Source organism: Streptomyces sp. (assembly GCF_035645055.1).
Classification (GTDB): Bacteria; Actinomycetota; Actinomycetes; order Streptomycetales; family Streptomycetaceae; genus Streptomyces.
The window spans coordinates 121,782-136,726 of record NZ_DASQNH010000055.1; the positions used below are offsets into that span (position 1 = coordinate 121,782).

Consider the following 14,945-nt stretch of genomic DNA (forward strand, 5'->3'; position numbering starts at 1 on the left):
CCGCTACCGGCCGCCCAGCAGCCGTCCGAGGGGCACACCCGTCAGAGCCCGCACGTCCCGCGCCAGATGCGCCTGATCGGCGAAGCCCGCCCGGGCCGCCGTCTCGGCGTACGGCACCCCGGCCCTGGCCAGGGCGAGGGCGCGTTGCAGCCGCAGTACGCGGGCCAGTGTCTTGGGGCCGTAGCCGAAGGCGGCCAGCGAGCGGCGGTGCAGGCTGCGGGCGCCGATGCCGAGGGCGTCGGCGGTCGCGGCGACCGGGTGGCCCGCGTCCAGGGCCGCGACCAGTCGGCGCAGCAGCGGATCCGGCGGGCCCGCGGCGGCCGCGAGGTCCCTGGCCGCCGCCTCCAGGCCGGTCATCGGGTCCGCCGCCGCCTCGACCCGGGCCCGCAGCCGCCGTACCTCCGCCGGCGGGCGCAGCTCGGTCAGCTCCACCCGCCGGTCGCGCAGCTCGCGCGCCGGTACGCCGAGCAGGGCGGGAGCGACACCGGGCGGGAAGCGGACACCCACCCAGGCCACGGGCGGGCCGTCGGGGACATGGGCCCGGGTGTCCGGACCGGCCACGCTCAGACGGCCCTCGCTCCACAGCAGGTCCATGCAGCCGTCGGGCAGTACCCGCCCGAGGCCGGGCCCGGCCGGGATGTTCGTCCACACCGTCGCGTCCACCAGCGACGCCGCCCGCTCCGTGTACACGCGGGTCAGCCTACGCCCGGCCGCGGAACCCCTGCGGGCTCACCCCGTACCGCCGCTTGAAGGCGGTGGACAGCGTGAACGCGCTGCCGTAACCGACCTGGCGGGCGATCGCCTCCAGGGTGTGGTCGGTGTCGCGCAGCCGGTCGGCGGCGAGGGCGAGCCGCCGGCCGGTGAGGTACGTCATCGGGGGTTCGCCGACCAGCTCCGTGAAGCGGCGGGCGAGGGCGGCGCGCGAGACCCCGGCCTTGGCCGCCAGCGCCGCCACCGTCCAGGGGTGGGCCGGGTCGTCCTGCATCAGCCGCAGCGCCCGGCCGGCCACCGGATCGGCCAGCGCCCGGTACCAGCCGGGCGGCTCCGCCTCGGGGCGGGCGAACCAGGCCCGCAGCGCGGCGATCACCAGCAGGTCGAGGAGCCGGTCGAGGACGACGTCCTGACCGGGCGCGTCACGGACGATCTCCTCCGCGAGCAGCGTGGTGAGCGGGCAGTCCCAGACGTCCGCGGTCAGGGAGAGCAGGGGCGGCAGCGTGTCCAGCAGCCGGCCGCCGACCTCGCCCGGCCACAGGTAGGTGCCGATCAGCATCACCGCCGACCCGTCGAGCCGGTCTCCCCAGGTGCGGACGCCCAGGTCCATGGTGCCGTTCAGCGGGCGGCCGTCGGGGTGGTGGCACGCGCCGCCGGGCAGGATCAGTGCCTGCGGTGCCGTGCCGGGGTGGTCGGCGCAGGTGTACGGAGCGGGGCCGCGGGCGATGACCAGTTCGCCGGCGGCCAGCCGCACCGGCTCACCCGTCTCCGGGGTGATCCAGGCGTCGCCGCGGGCCATGACCATCACGGTCAGCGGCGCCCGGTCGGCCACCCGCACCGCCCACGGCGGGTCGAAGCAGGCCCGGATCAGGAAGGCGCCGCGGGCCCGGGGACCCGCGAGCAGGGCTGCGAGGGCGTCCATCCCGCCAGCGTAGACACGCGTGCAGGGGAACGAGCCGTTCGGTGATGGGTTCGGTGATGGGTGGAGTGCGGCAACCGTTCGTCGATGTGCGGGATGCCGCGGAGGTGGGGGGCCGTGCCGACGGCGGGCGACCGCTGTGCGGGGCGGACCGTGGAGGTGTCGGGGCCGCGGCTGCTGTCGTGCGGGGAGGCGGTGACGGAGGCGCGCGGGCGGCGGGGCGGGAGCTGGGGTACCGGCCGGTGCCTGCGCGGCGTACGGGGAGCGGCCGGCCGGGTTCGGGCTGCCGCCCGAGGAGGTGGCGTTCCTCGCCGGGATGTCCGCGTCGGTGCCCGACGGGCGGAGCACCTGTCCTCGGACGGCGTCCGGCAGGTGCCGGGCCGGGAGCCGCGCGACTTCTCGGCGTACGCGGCCGAGGCCGCCACGGCGGGCGCCTGGGCGGCGGGGCAGCTCAGTGCTCCGCCGGGCCGTCGTCCCCCTTGGGCGTGGTCTTCGCGTGGGCGCGCAGGCGGGAGGTGACGTCCTCCGGGGGCAGGAAGCGGGACCACCGCTCGGGGAACTCGGAGGGCATGTCGGGGTCGTCGGGGTCGGCCTCGCGGGCGGCAGCGGCGGCGCGGGCGACGTACTCGGCGACCTGGGCCTCGCGCATCCGCTCGTTGGCCTCGCGGGCGGCGGCGGTGGCGGCGGCCGGCCAGACCCGGTCGATGGCGGCGTTGACGGCGGCGCCGACGAGCACCGCGAAGGCGGACACGCCGATCCACAGCAGCACGGCGACGGCGGCGGCGAGGGAGCCGTAGATCGTCGCGCCCTCGATGGTGTTGGTGAGGTAGATGCGCAGCAGGAAGCTGCCGAGGACCCACATGGCGAGGGCGACGAGGGCGCCGGGCACGTCCTCGATCCACGGGGAGCGGACGGGGACGGACACGTGGTAGAGCGTCGTCAGGAAGACGATGGACAGGACGATCACCACGGGCCAGTACAGCACCTGGACGACCGTCGTCGACCAGGGCAGGATCCGCACCACCGCGTCCGGTCCGGCGACCATCAGCGGCAGCGCGACCGAGCCGATCAGCAGCGCGGCGACGAACAGCAGGAACGCCACCAGCCGGGTCTTGACGATGCCGCGCACCCCGTCGAGGCCGTACATGACGGTGATGGTGTCGATGAAGACGTTCACCGCGCGGGAGCCCGACCAGAGGGCGAACAGGAAGCCGATGGAGATGACGTCGGGCCGGCCGCCGTTCATCACGTCGTCCAGGATCGGCTGGGCGATCTCGGTGACGCCCCTGTCGGACAGGACGGTGCGGGAGGCCTCCAGGAGGTTGCTCTCCAGGCTGCTGATGGTGTCGGTGCCGGTCCAGTCGTCGACGTAGCCGAGCAGGCCGATCAGGCTGAGCAGCAGCGGCGGCACGGACAGCAGCGTGAAGAACGCGGCCTCGGCGGCGAGGCCGAGGATGCGGTACTCGATGCAGGAATTGACGGTGTCCTTCAGCAGCAGCCAGGCGGTCCTCCGCTTGGAGACGTTCCGGTAGAGGGCACGCGCACGATGGAGACGGCCGGAGGGCCGCTCGGGAATTTCACTTGCTGGCTGCACGACCCAAAGGTATCCGCCGTACGAGGTGGCGCTCACCCTGGCGGGACGGGCCGGCCGCCCGGGGCCGGTCAGCGGGTGACCCGGCCCGTAGGCGGGGTAGGTTCCCAGTCATGGCACGCAGCACCCACACCGTGACCAATCAGGTCCCGCCGCTGGCCGGCTACGACGTCTACTCCGCCGACCGGGCGCTGGTGGCGGCGGTCGAGCGGCACGTCGTCCCGGAGCTGCTCGACGAGACGCGCTCGGAGCTGTCCGGGCTCGGCCGGACCTCCGGATCCGCGCAGGTGCAGGAGTGGGGCGTGCTGGCGAACGAGCACCCGCCGCGGCTGCGCACCCACGACCGGTACGGCAACCGGATCGACGAGGTGGAGTTCCATCCGGCCTGGCACCGGCTGCTCGGCAAGGGCGTCTCGGCGGGGCTGACCGCGGCCTGGACGCGGCCCGGCGGGCATGTGCGGCGGGCGGCGGCCTTCCTGGTGTGGACACAGGTCGAGGCGGGCAACGGCTGCCCGCTGTCGATGACCCACGCGGCGGTGCCCGCGCTGCGCGCCGACCCGGACCTGGCGGCGGAGTGGGAGCCGCGGCTGACGTCGACGGTGTACGACCATGAGCTGCGGCCCGCCGAGCACAAGGCCGGGGTGCTGTTCGGCATGGGGATGACGGAGAAGCAGGGCGGCAGCGACGTCCGCGCGAACACGACGGCGGCGACGCCGCTGGCGGAGGCGGGGACGTACGAGCTGACCGGCCACAAGTGGTTCTGCTCGGCGCCGATGTCGGACGGGTTCCTGGTACTGGCGCAGGCTCCTGACGGGCTGACCTGCTTCCTGGTGCCGCGGGTGCTGCCGGACGGCTCCCGCAACGTGTTCCTGATCCAGCGGCTGAAGGACAAGCTGGGCAACCGGTCGAACGCGTCCGCGGAGGTCGAGTTCGACGGGACGTGGGCGCGCCGGGTCGGCGAGGAGGGCCGGGGGGTGCGGACGATCATCGAGATGGTCGCGGCGACCCGGCTGGACTGTGTGCTCGGCTCGGCGGGGCTGATGCGGCAGGCGGTGGCGCAGGCGGTCCACCACTGCGCGCACCGGGAGGCGTTCGGCGGGAAGCTGATCGACAAGCCCCTGATGCGCAATGTGCTGGCCGATCTGGCGCTGGAGTCGGAGGCGGCGACCACGCTGGCGCTGCGGCTGGCCGCCGCCTGGGACGACGGCGGCGAGCAGGAACGCGCCTTCCTGCGGCTGGCGGTGCCCGCCGCCAAGTACTGGGTGACCAAGCGCTGCCCGGCGGTGGCGGTGGAGGCCGCCGAGTGCCTGGGCGGAAACGGCTACGTGGAGGAGTCCGGGCTGCCCCGGCTGGTGCGCGAGTCGCCGCTGAACTCGATCTGGGAGGGCGCGGGCAACGTCCAGGCGCTGGACGTGCTGCGGGTGCTGCGGCGCGAGCCGGCCGCGCTGAACGCCACGCTGACGGAGATCGGCCGGGCGCGGGGCGCCGATCACCGGCTGGACGCGGCGATCAAGGGCCTGCTCACCGACCTGGCCGATCTGGAGGGTGTGGAGGCGCGCGCCCGGCGCGTGGTGGAGCGGCTCGCGCTCGCGCTTCAGGGTTCGCTGCTGGTGCGGTTCGCGCCGCCGGAGGTGGCCGACGCGTTCTGCGCCTCCCGGCTGGGCGGGGACTGGGGCGCGTCGTTCGGAACGCTGCCGCACACCCTGGACCTGGGGGCGATCGTAGCCCGGGCGCGGCCCGTCGGCTGAGTGTTCGCCCAGGTCAGCAGGGGTGGTGCTGCGCCGACACGGCACCACCCCTGCCGCTTGCGGCCCGTTGGGGCCACGAGCGCCGCACGGGCGACGTCGCTCAAGTTTCAACCACCGCATACGGGTTCACCAGGGTTGCAAGGGGTTGCAACTCACCGAGTGCCGGTGACCGGACTGCGCCCCTCCGTCCCCCGTGAGCGGCAGTATGGGACCACCCATCAGCACGCGACCGGAAACCGACGGCCCCAGGGCTTGACACCGGTTGCCCGAGAGGCAATTTCCCCGGAGGACCACTGTGGCGAACTCGCCGTTGAACGTGACGCGACTCGCCCCTACCGACGTGCTGACGCGACTCGCCGCCAGCGACGCGGCGCGGGCGGCGCGGGTGCTCAGCGAGGTACGCGACGCCACCCTGTCCGGGCAGCGCGCGCCCCTCGCCCCCCGGCCGGTGATCGGGGAGTCCTGGGGGCGCATGCTGCGCAGCGGGGTGGATCCCGAGCACGATTTCCGGTCGGGTCTGCTGACCGCGGAGGAGGTCCGGCGGCGGCGTGAGGAGTCCCCGCTGCGACATGTGCTGCCGGTGCTGCGGGAGGGGCTGGTGTCGGTGGCGGACGCCGCGCACCACATCATGGTGGTCGCCGACGCGGACGGCCGGGTGCTGTGGCGGGAGGGCAGTGCGGCGGTGCTGCGCAAGGCGGACGCGCTGGGGTTCCTGCTGGGCGCGGACTGGCGGGAGACCACGGTCGGCACCAACGGGGTGGGCACCCCGGCGGTGGTGCGGCGACCCGTTCAGGTGTTCGCCGCCGAGCATTTCGTGCGGTCGCACGCCACCTGGACGTGCACCGGCGCGCCGATCACGGATCCCCGGGACGGCCGGCTGATCGGGGTGGTGGATGTCAGTGGCCCGCTGGAGACCATGCATCCGGCCACCCTCGCCTGGGTGGACTCGGTGGCCAAGCTCGCCGAGGCCCGGCTGCGCGAGCTGCATCTGACCACCCTGGAGCGGCTGCGCGCGGTGGCGGCCCCGGCGCTGGCCCGGCTGGGCGGGCGGGCGCTGGTGGTGGACCGGGACGGCTGGACGGCGGCGGTGACGGGGATGCCGTACAGCAGACGGATCGCGCTGCCCACGGCGCTGTCGGCGGGCCGGCACCGGCTGCCGGCGCTGGGGGTGTGCGCGGTGGAGCCGCTGGAGGCGGGCTGGCTGGTGCGGGTGGCCGAGGAGGAGCCGCTGCCGCGGGACACCTCCACCCGGATCGTGCTGGACGTGGTGCAGCCGCGCCGCTGGACGGTGACGGTGTCCGGCAGCCTGGGCTCGTGGACGCGCGAGCTGAGCCCCCGCCACGCGGAGTTGCTGTATCTGCTGGCCGCGCACCGGGCCGGGCGCAGCGCGGCGGAGCTGGCCGAGGACATGTTCGGTGACGCCGCGCGCACGGTGACCGTGCGGGCCGAGCTGTCGCGGGTGCGGCGGTACCTCGGGGGGTTCCTGGAACACCGGCCGTATCGTTTCTGCGACGACGTCGACGTGACCGTGCTGCGGCCCGCCGACCCGCGTGACCTGCTGCCGCACTCCACCGCCCCGGCGATGGTCCGGGCGCGGCACACGGCCACGGTGCGGTGATCAGGGGACCAGCGCAGGCAGTGGGCCCCCCTCCCGGGGGCAATTGCGGGGTCTTCGTCCACGGCCCCGGACCCCTGCCGTAGCATCCCCCTTACGGGCCACCCCACCTGCGCCATGCTCAACGTGCGGAACGCGCGGCGCAGTTGGTCCCTCGGGAGGACTCATGAAGCATCGCGGCCGACATCGCAGGCGCAAGCGGGGCCAGGCGCTGCGCGCGACCCTGGCCGGGGCCGCGCTGGCGCTCACCGCCGCCGCCACCATGATCAGCGCCTCCCAGGCGACGGACAGCGCCCGCCCGGGACCGCTGAAGCCGCTCACGTCGGCGGCCGCGCTGCAAGAGCTGCGCCTGCACCGGGAGGCCTATCCGGCGGCCCCGGTCCCGGCCGTCCGGGTCGCCGACGTCGTCGCGAGCGCCGACCGCGCCCTGCGGCCCGCCGCCGGCTGCGCCGCCGCCGAGCGTGCCGCGCTGCCCGTGACGCCGGCGGCCGGCCGCGCCTGGTGCTGGGACGAGGACGACACCGGCGGGGCCCTGGCCGGGGCGGTCACCGGCTCCGGGGACGCCGGCGACGACGGGCGCCGGGTGCTGCTGGCGGGGTGGAGCGACGCGCGGGGCCGGGCCCGGATCGCCGTCGTGGACGCCGAGCGCATGACGTACGCCTGGGTGCTGCCCGTCGTCCCCGCGGACGGCGGGCGCTCCGTGCGCCCGCTGCGCTCGCCGCTGTCCGGACTGGTCTGGTACCAGGACAAGCTGCTGGCCACCGGGGACGACGGCCGGACGCTGTACGTCTACGACATGGACCGCATACGGCGGGACGGCACCGGCTTCACACTGGCCGCGGTGGCCGCGTACCGGCTCGCCGGGGAGGCCCGGATCGGCGCCCTCTCCCTCGACCGCTCCACCGCCCCGGACAGCCTGGCCGTGAGCGAGGCGGTGCCGGCGGACGCCGACCGGCCCGCGCGCCTGTGGCGCTACGCCCTGAGGACCGGCACCTCCGGGCCCGGCGCCGGACTCCCGGAGCCCGACCCGGTCGAGGCCTACGAGACGGAGGCGGCCGAGGTGCACGGGGTGCTCGCCCACCGGTCCCGCTGGTACCTGGCGCGGGGCGCCGGCGCCTTCGAGGGGAACGGGACGCTGGTGCGGCTGGACGGCGGCGGGGCCGCGGCGGCGCAGTGCGGGCCGGACGGGACGTACCAGTGCTGGAGCGGCCCGGCCGGGTCCCTCTCCTACTGGGAGGAGACCGGGGAGGTCTGGTCGCAGTCGGGACGCATGCTGTTTTCGCTGGGACTGAACACCGTCGACAGGTCGCTGGAATAGATGATTCCCTGACCGCATGACGAACATCCCCGTGACCACCTGGTCGCTGGAGCAGACCTCGCCGGCCGACCTGCTCCCGGCCGCCGAGCCCGCGGGCGACCTCCGGATCGTCCGCGCCGAGGTGCCCTCCCCCGAGTTCAGCCGCTTCCTGTACACGGCGGTGGGCGGGGACGTCCGCTGGACCGACCGGCTGGGCTGGACGTACGCCCAGTGGGAGGAGGAGCTGCGGCGGCCGGGCGCGGAGACCTGGGTGGCCTACGACCGGGGCACGCCCGCGGGGTACGTCCAGCTGGACCCGCAGGACGACGGCGTGGTGGAGATCCTCCACTTCGGCCTGATCCCGGCCTTCCGGGGCCGCGGGATCGGCGGGTACCTGCTGTCGTACGGCGCGGCGCGGGCCTGGGACCTGGCCGACCGCTGGCCGGGGCGGACGCCGACGAAGCGGGTGTGGCTGCACACGTGCAGCAAGGACGGCGCGTTCGCGATGGACAATTACCTGCGCCGGGGCTTCACGCTTTTCGACACCAAGGTCGAGGAGGAGCCCGAGATCGCCACGCCTGGCCCGTGGCCGGGCGCATACCCTGCCTGACCTGCGCGGACAAGCCCCTTGCGGCCAATGTGACCGACGACACTCCTGTCTTGCAGAGCGAGACAGGAGTGTCCGCATGTCGGACGAAGCTGGACTGTGTCCAGATCGCCATGCCACGCTTCCGTCATGCCTGGAACGGGAATTGCCTTGGTGAGTCGACGCCACGTCGACCTCGGCCGCATGTCCAGCGCCATCTGTCCGGCTCGCTGACAGCTCGCCAGCTCCCGGTTCCCCTCTCTTCTGTCTGCTCCTGCGCGACGGTGCGCACGTATGCCCCAAGACGCCTATACGCGCAGGTCAGAGCCGCATTCCGCCTGTCCCGAAGGACGTATCAACCATGGCCGCCACCCCGCAGAACCCTGCCGCCGCGACTCCCCGCCGCAAGGTGAGCCGTCACCGCGGCGAGGGTCAGTGGGCCGCGGGGCACTTCACCCCGCTCAACGGCAACGAACAGTTCAAGAAGGACGACGACGGTCTCAATGTGCGGACACGCATTGAGACGATCTACTCCAAGCGCGGCTTCGACTCGATCGACCCCAACGACCTGCGCGGCCGGATGCGCTGGTGGGGTCTGTACACCCAGCGCAAGCCCGGGATCGACGGCGGCAAGACTGCGATCCTGGAGCCGGAGGAACTGGACGACGAGTACTTCATGCTGCGCGTCCGCATCGACGGCGGGGCGCTCACCACCCGGCAGCTGCGGGTCGTCGGCGAGATCTCACAGGAGTTCGCGCGCGGCACCGCGGACATCACCGACCGGCAGAACGTCCAGTACCACTGGATCCGGATCGAGGACGTGCCCGAGATCTGGAACCGCCTGGAGGCGGTCGGCCTGTCCACCACCGAGGCCTGCGGCGACACCCCCCGCGTGATCATCGGCTCGCCGGTGGCCGGCATCGCCGAGGACGAGATCATCGACGGCTCCCCGGCCATCGAGGAGATCCACCGCCGGGTCATCGGCAACAAGGCGTTCTCGAACCTGCCCCGCAAGTTCAAGTCCGCGATCTCCGGCTCGCCACTGCTGGACGTGGCGCACGAGATCAACGACGTCGCCTTCGTCGGCGTCGTCCACCCCGAGCACGGCCCCGGCTTCGACGTGTGGGTCGGCGGCGGCCTGTCCACCAACCCGAAGATCGGTGTCCGGCTGGGCGCCTGGGTGGCGCTGGACGAGGTCCCCGACGTCTACGAGGGCGTCATCTCGATCTTCCGCGACTACGGCTACCGGCGGCTGCGCAACCGCGCCCGCCTGAAGTTCCTGGTCGCCGACTGGGGCGCCGAGAAGTTCCGCCAGGTGCTGGAGGACGAGTACCTCCAGCGCAAGCTGGCCGACGGCCCCGCCCCCGCCCAGCCGGTCGAGCGCTGGCGCGACCACGTCGGCGTGCACCGGCAGAAGGACGGCCGCTACTACGTCGGCTTCGCCCCGCGCGTCGGCCGCGTGGACGGCACCACCCTGACGAAGATCGCCGACCTCGCGGAGGCGCACGGCTCGGGCCGGGTGCGCACCACCGTCGAGCAGAAGATGATCATTCTCGATGTCGAGGAGGGCCAGGTCGACTCGCTCGTCGAGTCCCTGGAGGCGCTGGACCTCACCGCCCAGCCCTCCCCGTTCCGGCGCGGCACCATGGCCTGCACCGGCATCGAGTACTGCAAGCTCGCCATCGTCGAGACGAAGGCTCGCGGTTCCTCGCTGATCGACGAGCTGGAGCGCCGTATCCCGGACTTCGACGAGCCGATCACCATCAACATCAACGGCTGCCCGAACGCCTGCGCGCGTATCCAGGTGGCGGACATCGGTCTCAAGGGGCAGCTGGTCCTCGACGACCGGGGCGAGCAGGTCGAGGGCTACCAGGTGCACCTGGGCGGCGCGCTCGGCCTGGAGGCCGGCTTCGGCCGCAAGGTGCGCGGTCTGAAGGTCACCTCCGACGAACTGCCCGACTACATCGAGCGGGTCCTCAAGCGCTTCCAGGCGGAGCGCGAGGAGGGTGAGCGGTTCGCCGCCTGGGCGGCGCGGGCCTCCGAGGAGGCGCTGTCGTGAGCGAGCGCGCGGCGCCCTTCTACTGCCCGTACTGCGGCGACGAGGACCTTCGTCCCAGCGAGGAGGGTCACGGCGCCTGGGAGTGCGCGGCCTGCAATCGCGCTTTCCGGCTGAAGTTCCTGGGGCTGCTGGCCCGCGGGGTTCGGCAGGACACCACGGGAGGGGACGGGATATGACGACGGCTCAGCGGGAACGGACCGCCGACGAACTGAAGGCGCTCGCCGAGCAGGCGGGCCGCGACCTGGAGGACGCCTCCGCGCTGGAGATCCTCCGGTGGGCGGCCGACACCTTCGGCAAGCGGTTCTGCGTGACCTCCTCGATGGAGGACGCGGTGGTCGCCCACCTCGCCGCCCGGGTGATGCCCGGCGTCGACGTCGTGTTCCTCGACACCGGCTACCACTTCGAGGAGACCATCGGCACCCGGGACGCGGTCGACGCCGTGATGGACGTCAACGTCATCACGCTCACCCCGCGCCAGACGGTCGCCGAACAGGACGCCCAGTACGGCCCGAAGCTGCACGACCGGGACCCCGACCTGTGCTGCAAGCTCCGCAAGGTGCAGCCCCTGGAGGAGGGCCTGAAGGGCTACGCGGCCTGGGCGACCGGTCTGCGCCGCGACGAGTCCCCGACCCGGGCGAACACCCCGGTGGTCGGCTGGGACGAGAAGCGGCGGAAGGTGAAGATCTCCCCCATCGCCCGCTGGACCCAGGACGACGTGGACGCCTATGTCACCGAGCACGGCGTCCTCACCAACCCGCTGCTGACGGACGGCTACGCCTCCGTCGGCTGCGCCCCCTGCACCCGCCGCGTCCTCGAGGGCGAGGACGCGCGCGCCGGCCGCTGGGCGGGCCGCGCCAAGACCGAGTGCGGACTGCACGGATGACGACGACGATTCAGGAGACTGACGTGACGACCGGAGCCACCGTCTGGCTCACGGGCCTGCCGAGCGCCGGCAAGACCACCATCGCGTACGAGCTGGCCGGCCGGCTGCGCGAGGAGGGCCACCGTGTCGAGGTGCTCGACGGCGACGAGATCCGCGAGTTCATCTCCGCGGGCCTCGGCTTCAGCCGCGAGGACCGGCACACCAACGTGCAGCGCATCGGCTTCGTCGCCGAACTGCTCGCCCGCAACGGCGTGCTCGTCCTCGTCCCGGTGATCGCGCCGTACGCGGACAGCCGCGACGCGGTGCGGGAGCGGCACGAGAGCCACTCGACTCCGTACGTCGAGGTGCACGTGGCCACGCCCGTCGAGGTGTGCTCCGTGCGCGATGTGAAGGGCCTGTACGCCAAGCAGGCGGCGGGCGAGCTGACCGGGCTGACCGGCGTCGACGACCCGTACGAGGAGCCGAAGTCGCCCGATCTGCGGATCGAGTCCCAGAACCAGACCGTGCAGGAGTCCGCGGCGTCGGTGTACGCGCTGCTCACTGAAAGGGGACTGGCATGACGACCGTCGCCACGATCGAGGAGGGCACCGACACCCCGTACGCCCTCTCGCACCTGGACGCCCTGGAGTCCGAGGCCGTCCACATCTTCCGCGAGGTGGCGGGTGAGTTCGAGCGGCCGGTGATCCTGTTCTCCGGCGGCAAGGACTCCATCGTCATGCTGCACCTGGCGCTGAAGGCGTTCACGCCCGCCCCGGTGCCGTTCTCGCTGCTGCACGTGGACACCGGGCACAACTTCCCCGAGGTCATCGAGTACCGCGACCGCGCGGTCGCCCGGCACAACCTGCGGCTGCATGTGGCGTCCGTGCAGGACTACATCGACCGCGGTGTGCTGAAGGAGCGCCCGGACGGGACCCGCAACCCGCTCCAGACGCTGCCGCTGACGGAGAAGATCCAGAGCGAGAAGTTCGACGCCGTGTTCGGCGGCGGGCGGCGCGACGAGGAGAAGGCCCGCGCCAAGGAGCGGGTGTTCTCCCTGCGTGACGAGTTCTCCCAGTGGGACCCGCGCCGCCAGCGCCCGGAGCTGTGGAACCTGTACAACGGCCGCCACGCACCCGGCGAGCACGTCCGCGTCTTCCCGCTGTCCAACTGGACCGAGCTGGACGTCTGGCAGTACATCGCCCGTGAGGGCATCGAACTGCCGGAGATCTACTTCGCCCACGAGCGCGAGGTGTTCATGCGGGGCGGCATGTGGCTGACCGCCGGCGAGTGGGGCGGACCGAAGGACGGCGAGACCGTCGAGAAGCGGCTCATCCGCTACCGGACCGTCGGAGACATGTCCTGCACCGGCGCCGTCGACTCCGACGCCACCACGCTGGACGCCGTGATCGCCGAGATCGCCGCCTCCCGGCTGACCGAGCGCGGCGCGACCCGCGCCGACGACAAGCTGTCCGAGGCCGCGATGGAAGACCGCAAGCGCGAGGGGTACTTCTAAGCATGACCACGACGACCACGCCCGAGGAACTCTCGGCCACCACCCTGCTGCGGTTCGCCACCGCGGGCTCCGTCGACGACGGCAAGTCCACCCTGGTCGGACGCCTGCTGCACGACTCCAAGTCGGTCCTCGCCGACCAGCTGGAGGCCGTCGAGCACGCCTCCCGCAGCCGCGGCCAGGAGGCCCCGGACCTCGCGCTGCTGACCGACGGCCTGCGCGCCGAGCGGGAGCAGGGCATCACCATCGACGTGGCCTACCGCTACTTCGCCACGCCCCGGCGCCGGTTCATCCTCGCCGACACCCCCGGCCATGTGCAGTACACCCGGAACATGGTCACCGGCGCCTCGACGGCCGAGCTGACGGTGATCCTCGTCGACGCCCGCAACGGCGTCGTCGAGCAGACCCGCCGGCACGCCGCCATCGCCGCGCTGCTGCGGGTGCCGCACGCCGTCCTCGCCGTCAACAAGATGGACCTCGTCGGCTACGAGGAGAAGGTGTTCGCGGCGATCGCCGAGGAGTTCACCGCGTACGCCACCGACCTGGGCGTCCCGGAGGTCACCGCGATCCCGATCTCGGCGCTCGTCGGCGACAACGTCGTGGAGCCGTCCGCGAACATGGACTGGTACGGCGGTCCGACGGTCCTCGAGCACCTGGAGACGGTCCCCGTCAGCCACGACCTGGCGCACTGCCACGCGCGGCTTCCCGTGCAGTACGTGATCCGGCCGCAGACTGCCGACCACCCCGACTACCGGGGGTACGCGGGGCAGATCGCGGCGGGCACGTTCCGCGTCGGCGAGCAGGTGACCGTCCTGCCCTCCGGCCGCACCACCACCGTCACGGGCATCGACCTGCTCGGCGAGCCGGTCGACGTGGCCTGGACGCCGCAGTCGGTGACCCTGCTGCTCGCCGACGACATCGACATCTCGCGCGGCGACCTGATCGTGCCGAGCGAGGACGCCCCGCCGACCACGCAGGACGTCGAGGCGACGGTCTGCCATGTCGCCGACGCGCCGCTCACGGTCGGCCACCGGGTGCTGCTCAAGCACGGCACCCGCACGGTCAAGGCGATCGTGAAGGACATCCCTTCCCGGCTGACGCTGGACGACCTGTCCCTGCACCCGCACCCGGGCCGGCTCGTCGCCAACGACATCGGCCGGGTGAAGATCCGTACCGCCGAGCCGCTGCCGGCCGACTCCTACGCCGACTCCCGGCGCACCGGCTCGTTCATCCTGATCGACCCGAACGACGGCACCACCCTCACCGCCGGGATGGTCGGCGAGTCGTTCGCCTCTCCGGAGCCCGTCAAGGACGCGGCCGAGGACGACGGGTGGGACTTCTGAGCATGGACCTCCCCGACTTCGGCGGCGGACGGCGATGTCCGCGATGACGTCCGCGGTCCCCGCCCGCCGCCGCCGAAAACCCGCCGACCCCCCGGCCACGCACTGAACCGACCGTGACCGCCGGGCCTTGCGAGAGGAACCCCTCCGTGCCTGCCACCCCCGCCCCGCGCCGCGCCCTCGCGGTGATCGCCATGCTGCCGTTGCTCGCGCTCGCCGCCTGCGGCTACGGCTCCCAGGCGAAGGACCTCGGCGACGTCCAGGTCGCCGCGGGCGCGCGGAAGACCGACGGTCTGGACTCGGTCCGCATCGGCTACTTCGGGAACCTGACCCACGCCACCGCCCTGGTCGGCCGGGAGAAGGGCTTCTTCCAGAAGGAACTGGGCGGCACCAAGGCGACGTACGCGACGTTCAACGCGGGTCCCTCGGAGATCGAGGCGCTGAACTCGAAGTCGATCGACATCGGCTGGATCGGCCCGTCCCCGGCGATCAACGGCTATGTGAAGTCGAACGGCGAGAACCTGCGGATCATCGGTGGTTCGGCCTCCGGCGGCGTCAAGCTGGTCGTGAACCCGGAGAAGATCAAGTCGCTGAAGGACGTCAAGGGCAAGAAGATCGCCACCCCGCAGCTCGGCAACACCCAGGACGTGGCGTTCCTCAACTGGATCTCCGAGCAGGGCTGGAAGGTCGACGCGCAGAGCGGCAAG

General features: G+C 72.9%; 15 protein-coding genes. 12 read left to right on the forward strand and 3 right to left on the reverse strand.

The genetic code is table 11. From position 1 onward, the window contains the following. Positions 1–3: 3 nt before the first annotated feature. The 3 genes from VE614_RS18680 to VE614_RS18690 all read right to left on the reverse strand — a co-directional run bounded on the left by VE614_RS18680 (position 4) and on the right by VE614_RS18690 (position 3,224). On the reverse strand, positions 4–690 hold the full coding sequence (locus VE614_RS18680) for a helix-turn-helix domain-containing protein (RefSeq protein WP_324937942.1): 687 nt from the start codon (positions 688–690) through the stop codon (positions 4–6). A gap of 10 nt (positions 691–700) precedes the next feature. Next, positions 701–1,633, reverse strand: a complete 933-nt coding sequence (locus tag VE614_RS18685; protein ID WP_324937944.1) for an AraC family transcriptional regulator — start codon at positions 1,631–1,633, stop codon at positions 701–703. A gap of 448 nt (positions 1,634–2,081) precedes the next feature. Beyond that, positions 2,082–3,224 carry a YihY/virulence factor BrkB family protein gene (locus VE614_RS18690; protein WP_324937946.1) on the reverse strand — a complete coding sequence of 381 codons (1,143 nt, stop codon included), beginning with the start codon at positions 3,222–3,224 and terminating at the stop codon, positions 2,082–2,084. A gap of 110 nt (positions 3,225–3,334) precedes the next feature. On the opposite strand from VE614_RS18690, the gene VE614_RS18695 reads away from it, so the two are divergent. From VE614_RS18695 to VE614_RS18745, 12 genes are all read left to right on the forward strand, one after another. Next, positions 3,335–4,969: an acyl-CoA dehydrogenase family protein gene (locus tag VE614_RS18695; protein WP_324937948.1), complete on the forward strand. Its 1,635-nt coding sequence runs from the start codon at positions 3,335–3,337 to the stop codon at positions 4,967–4,969. Between the two features lie 343 nt (positions 4,970–5,312). Beyond that, positions 5,313–6,587: a GAF domain-containing protein gene (locus VE614_RS18700; RefSeq protein ID WP_324937986.1), complete on the forward strand. Its 1,275-nt coding sequence runs from the start codon at positions 5,313–5,315 to the stop codon at positions 6,585–6,587. A 163-nt stretch (positions 6,588–6,750) separates the two neighbouring features. Next, a complete protein-coding gene (locus VE614_RS18705) occupies positions 6,751–7,902 on the forward strand; it encodes a hypothetical protein (protein ID WP_324937950.1) in 1,152 nt (383 codons plus the stop codon). A 16-nt stretch (positions 7,903–7,918) separates the two neighbouring features. Next, on the forward strand, positions 7,919–8,491 hold the full coding sequence (locus VE614_RS18710; RefSeq protein ID WP_324937952.1) for a GNAT family N-acetyltransferase: 573 nt from the start codon (positions 7,919–7,921) through the stop codon (positions 8,489–8,491). A gap of 126 nt (positions 8,492–8,617) precedes the next feature. Next, positions 8,618–8,701 (forward strand): putative leader peptide, encoded by an 84-nt coding sequence (locus VE614_RS33785; protein WP_310887545.1) that lies wholly within the window; start codon positions 8,618–8,620, stop codon positions 8,699–8,701. A gap of 127 nt (positions 8,702–8,828) precedes the next feature. Continuing rightward, on the forward strand, positions 8,829–10,526 hold the full coding sequence (locus VE614_RS18715) for a nitrite/sulfite reductase (RefSeq protein ID WP_324937954.1): 1,698 nt from the start codon (positions 8,829–8,831) through the stop codon (positions 10,524–10,526). Continuing rightward, positions 10,523–10,702 (forward strand): hypothetical protein, encoded by a 180-nt coding sequence (locus tag VE614_RS18720; protein WP_324937956.1) that lies wholly within the window; start codon positions 10,523–10,525, stop codon positions 10,700–10,702. The genes VE614_RS18715 and VE614_RS18720 overlap by 4 nt, the downstream gene beginning before the upstream one ends. Next, positions 10,699–11,409, forward strand: a complete 711-nt coding sequence (locus VE614_RS18725; RefSeq protein ID WP_324937958.1) for a phosphoadenylyl-sulfate reductase — start codon at positions 10,699–10,701, stop codon at positions 11,407–11,409. Before VE614_RS18720 ends, VE614_RS18725 begins: the two co-directional genes overlap by 4 nt. Before the next feature lie 23 nt (positions 11,410–11,432). Beyond that, a complete protein-coding gene (cysC, locus tag VE614_RS18730) occupies positions 11,433–11,969 on the forward strand; it encodes an adenylyl-sulfate kinase (protein WP_324937960.1) in 537 nt (178 codons plus the stop codon). After that, a complete protein-coding gene (gene cysD / locus VE614_RS18735; protein ID WP_324937962.1) occupies positions 11,966–12,901 on the forward strand; it encodes a sulfate adenylyltransferase subunit CysD in 936 nt (311 codons plus the stop codon). The genes cysC and cysD overlap by 4 nt, the downstream gene beginning before the upstream one ends. Before the next feature lie 2 nt (positions 12,902–12,903). Continuing rightward, positions 12,904–14,241: a sulfate adenylyltransferase subunit 1 gene (locus tag VE614_RS18740; protein ID WP_324937964.1), complete on the forward strand. Its 1,338-nt coding sequence runs from the start codon at positions 12,904–12,906 to the stop codon at positions 14,239–14,241. Positions 14,242–14,387: 146 nt separating this feature from the next. After that, positions 14,388–14,945: ABC transporter substrate-binding protein (locus tag VE614_RS18745; RefSeq protein ID WP_324937966.1), on the forward strand; the 558-nt coding region annotated here is incomplete at its 3' end.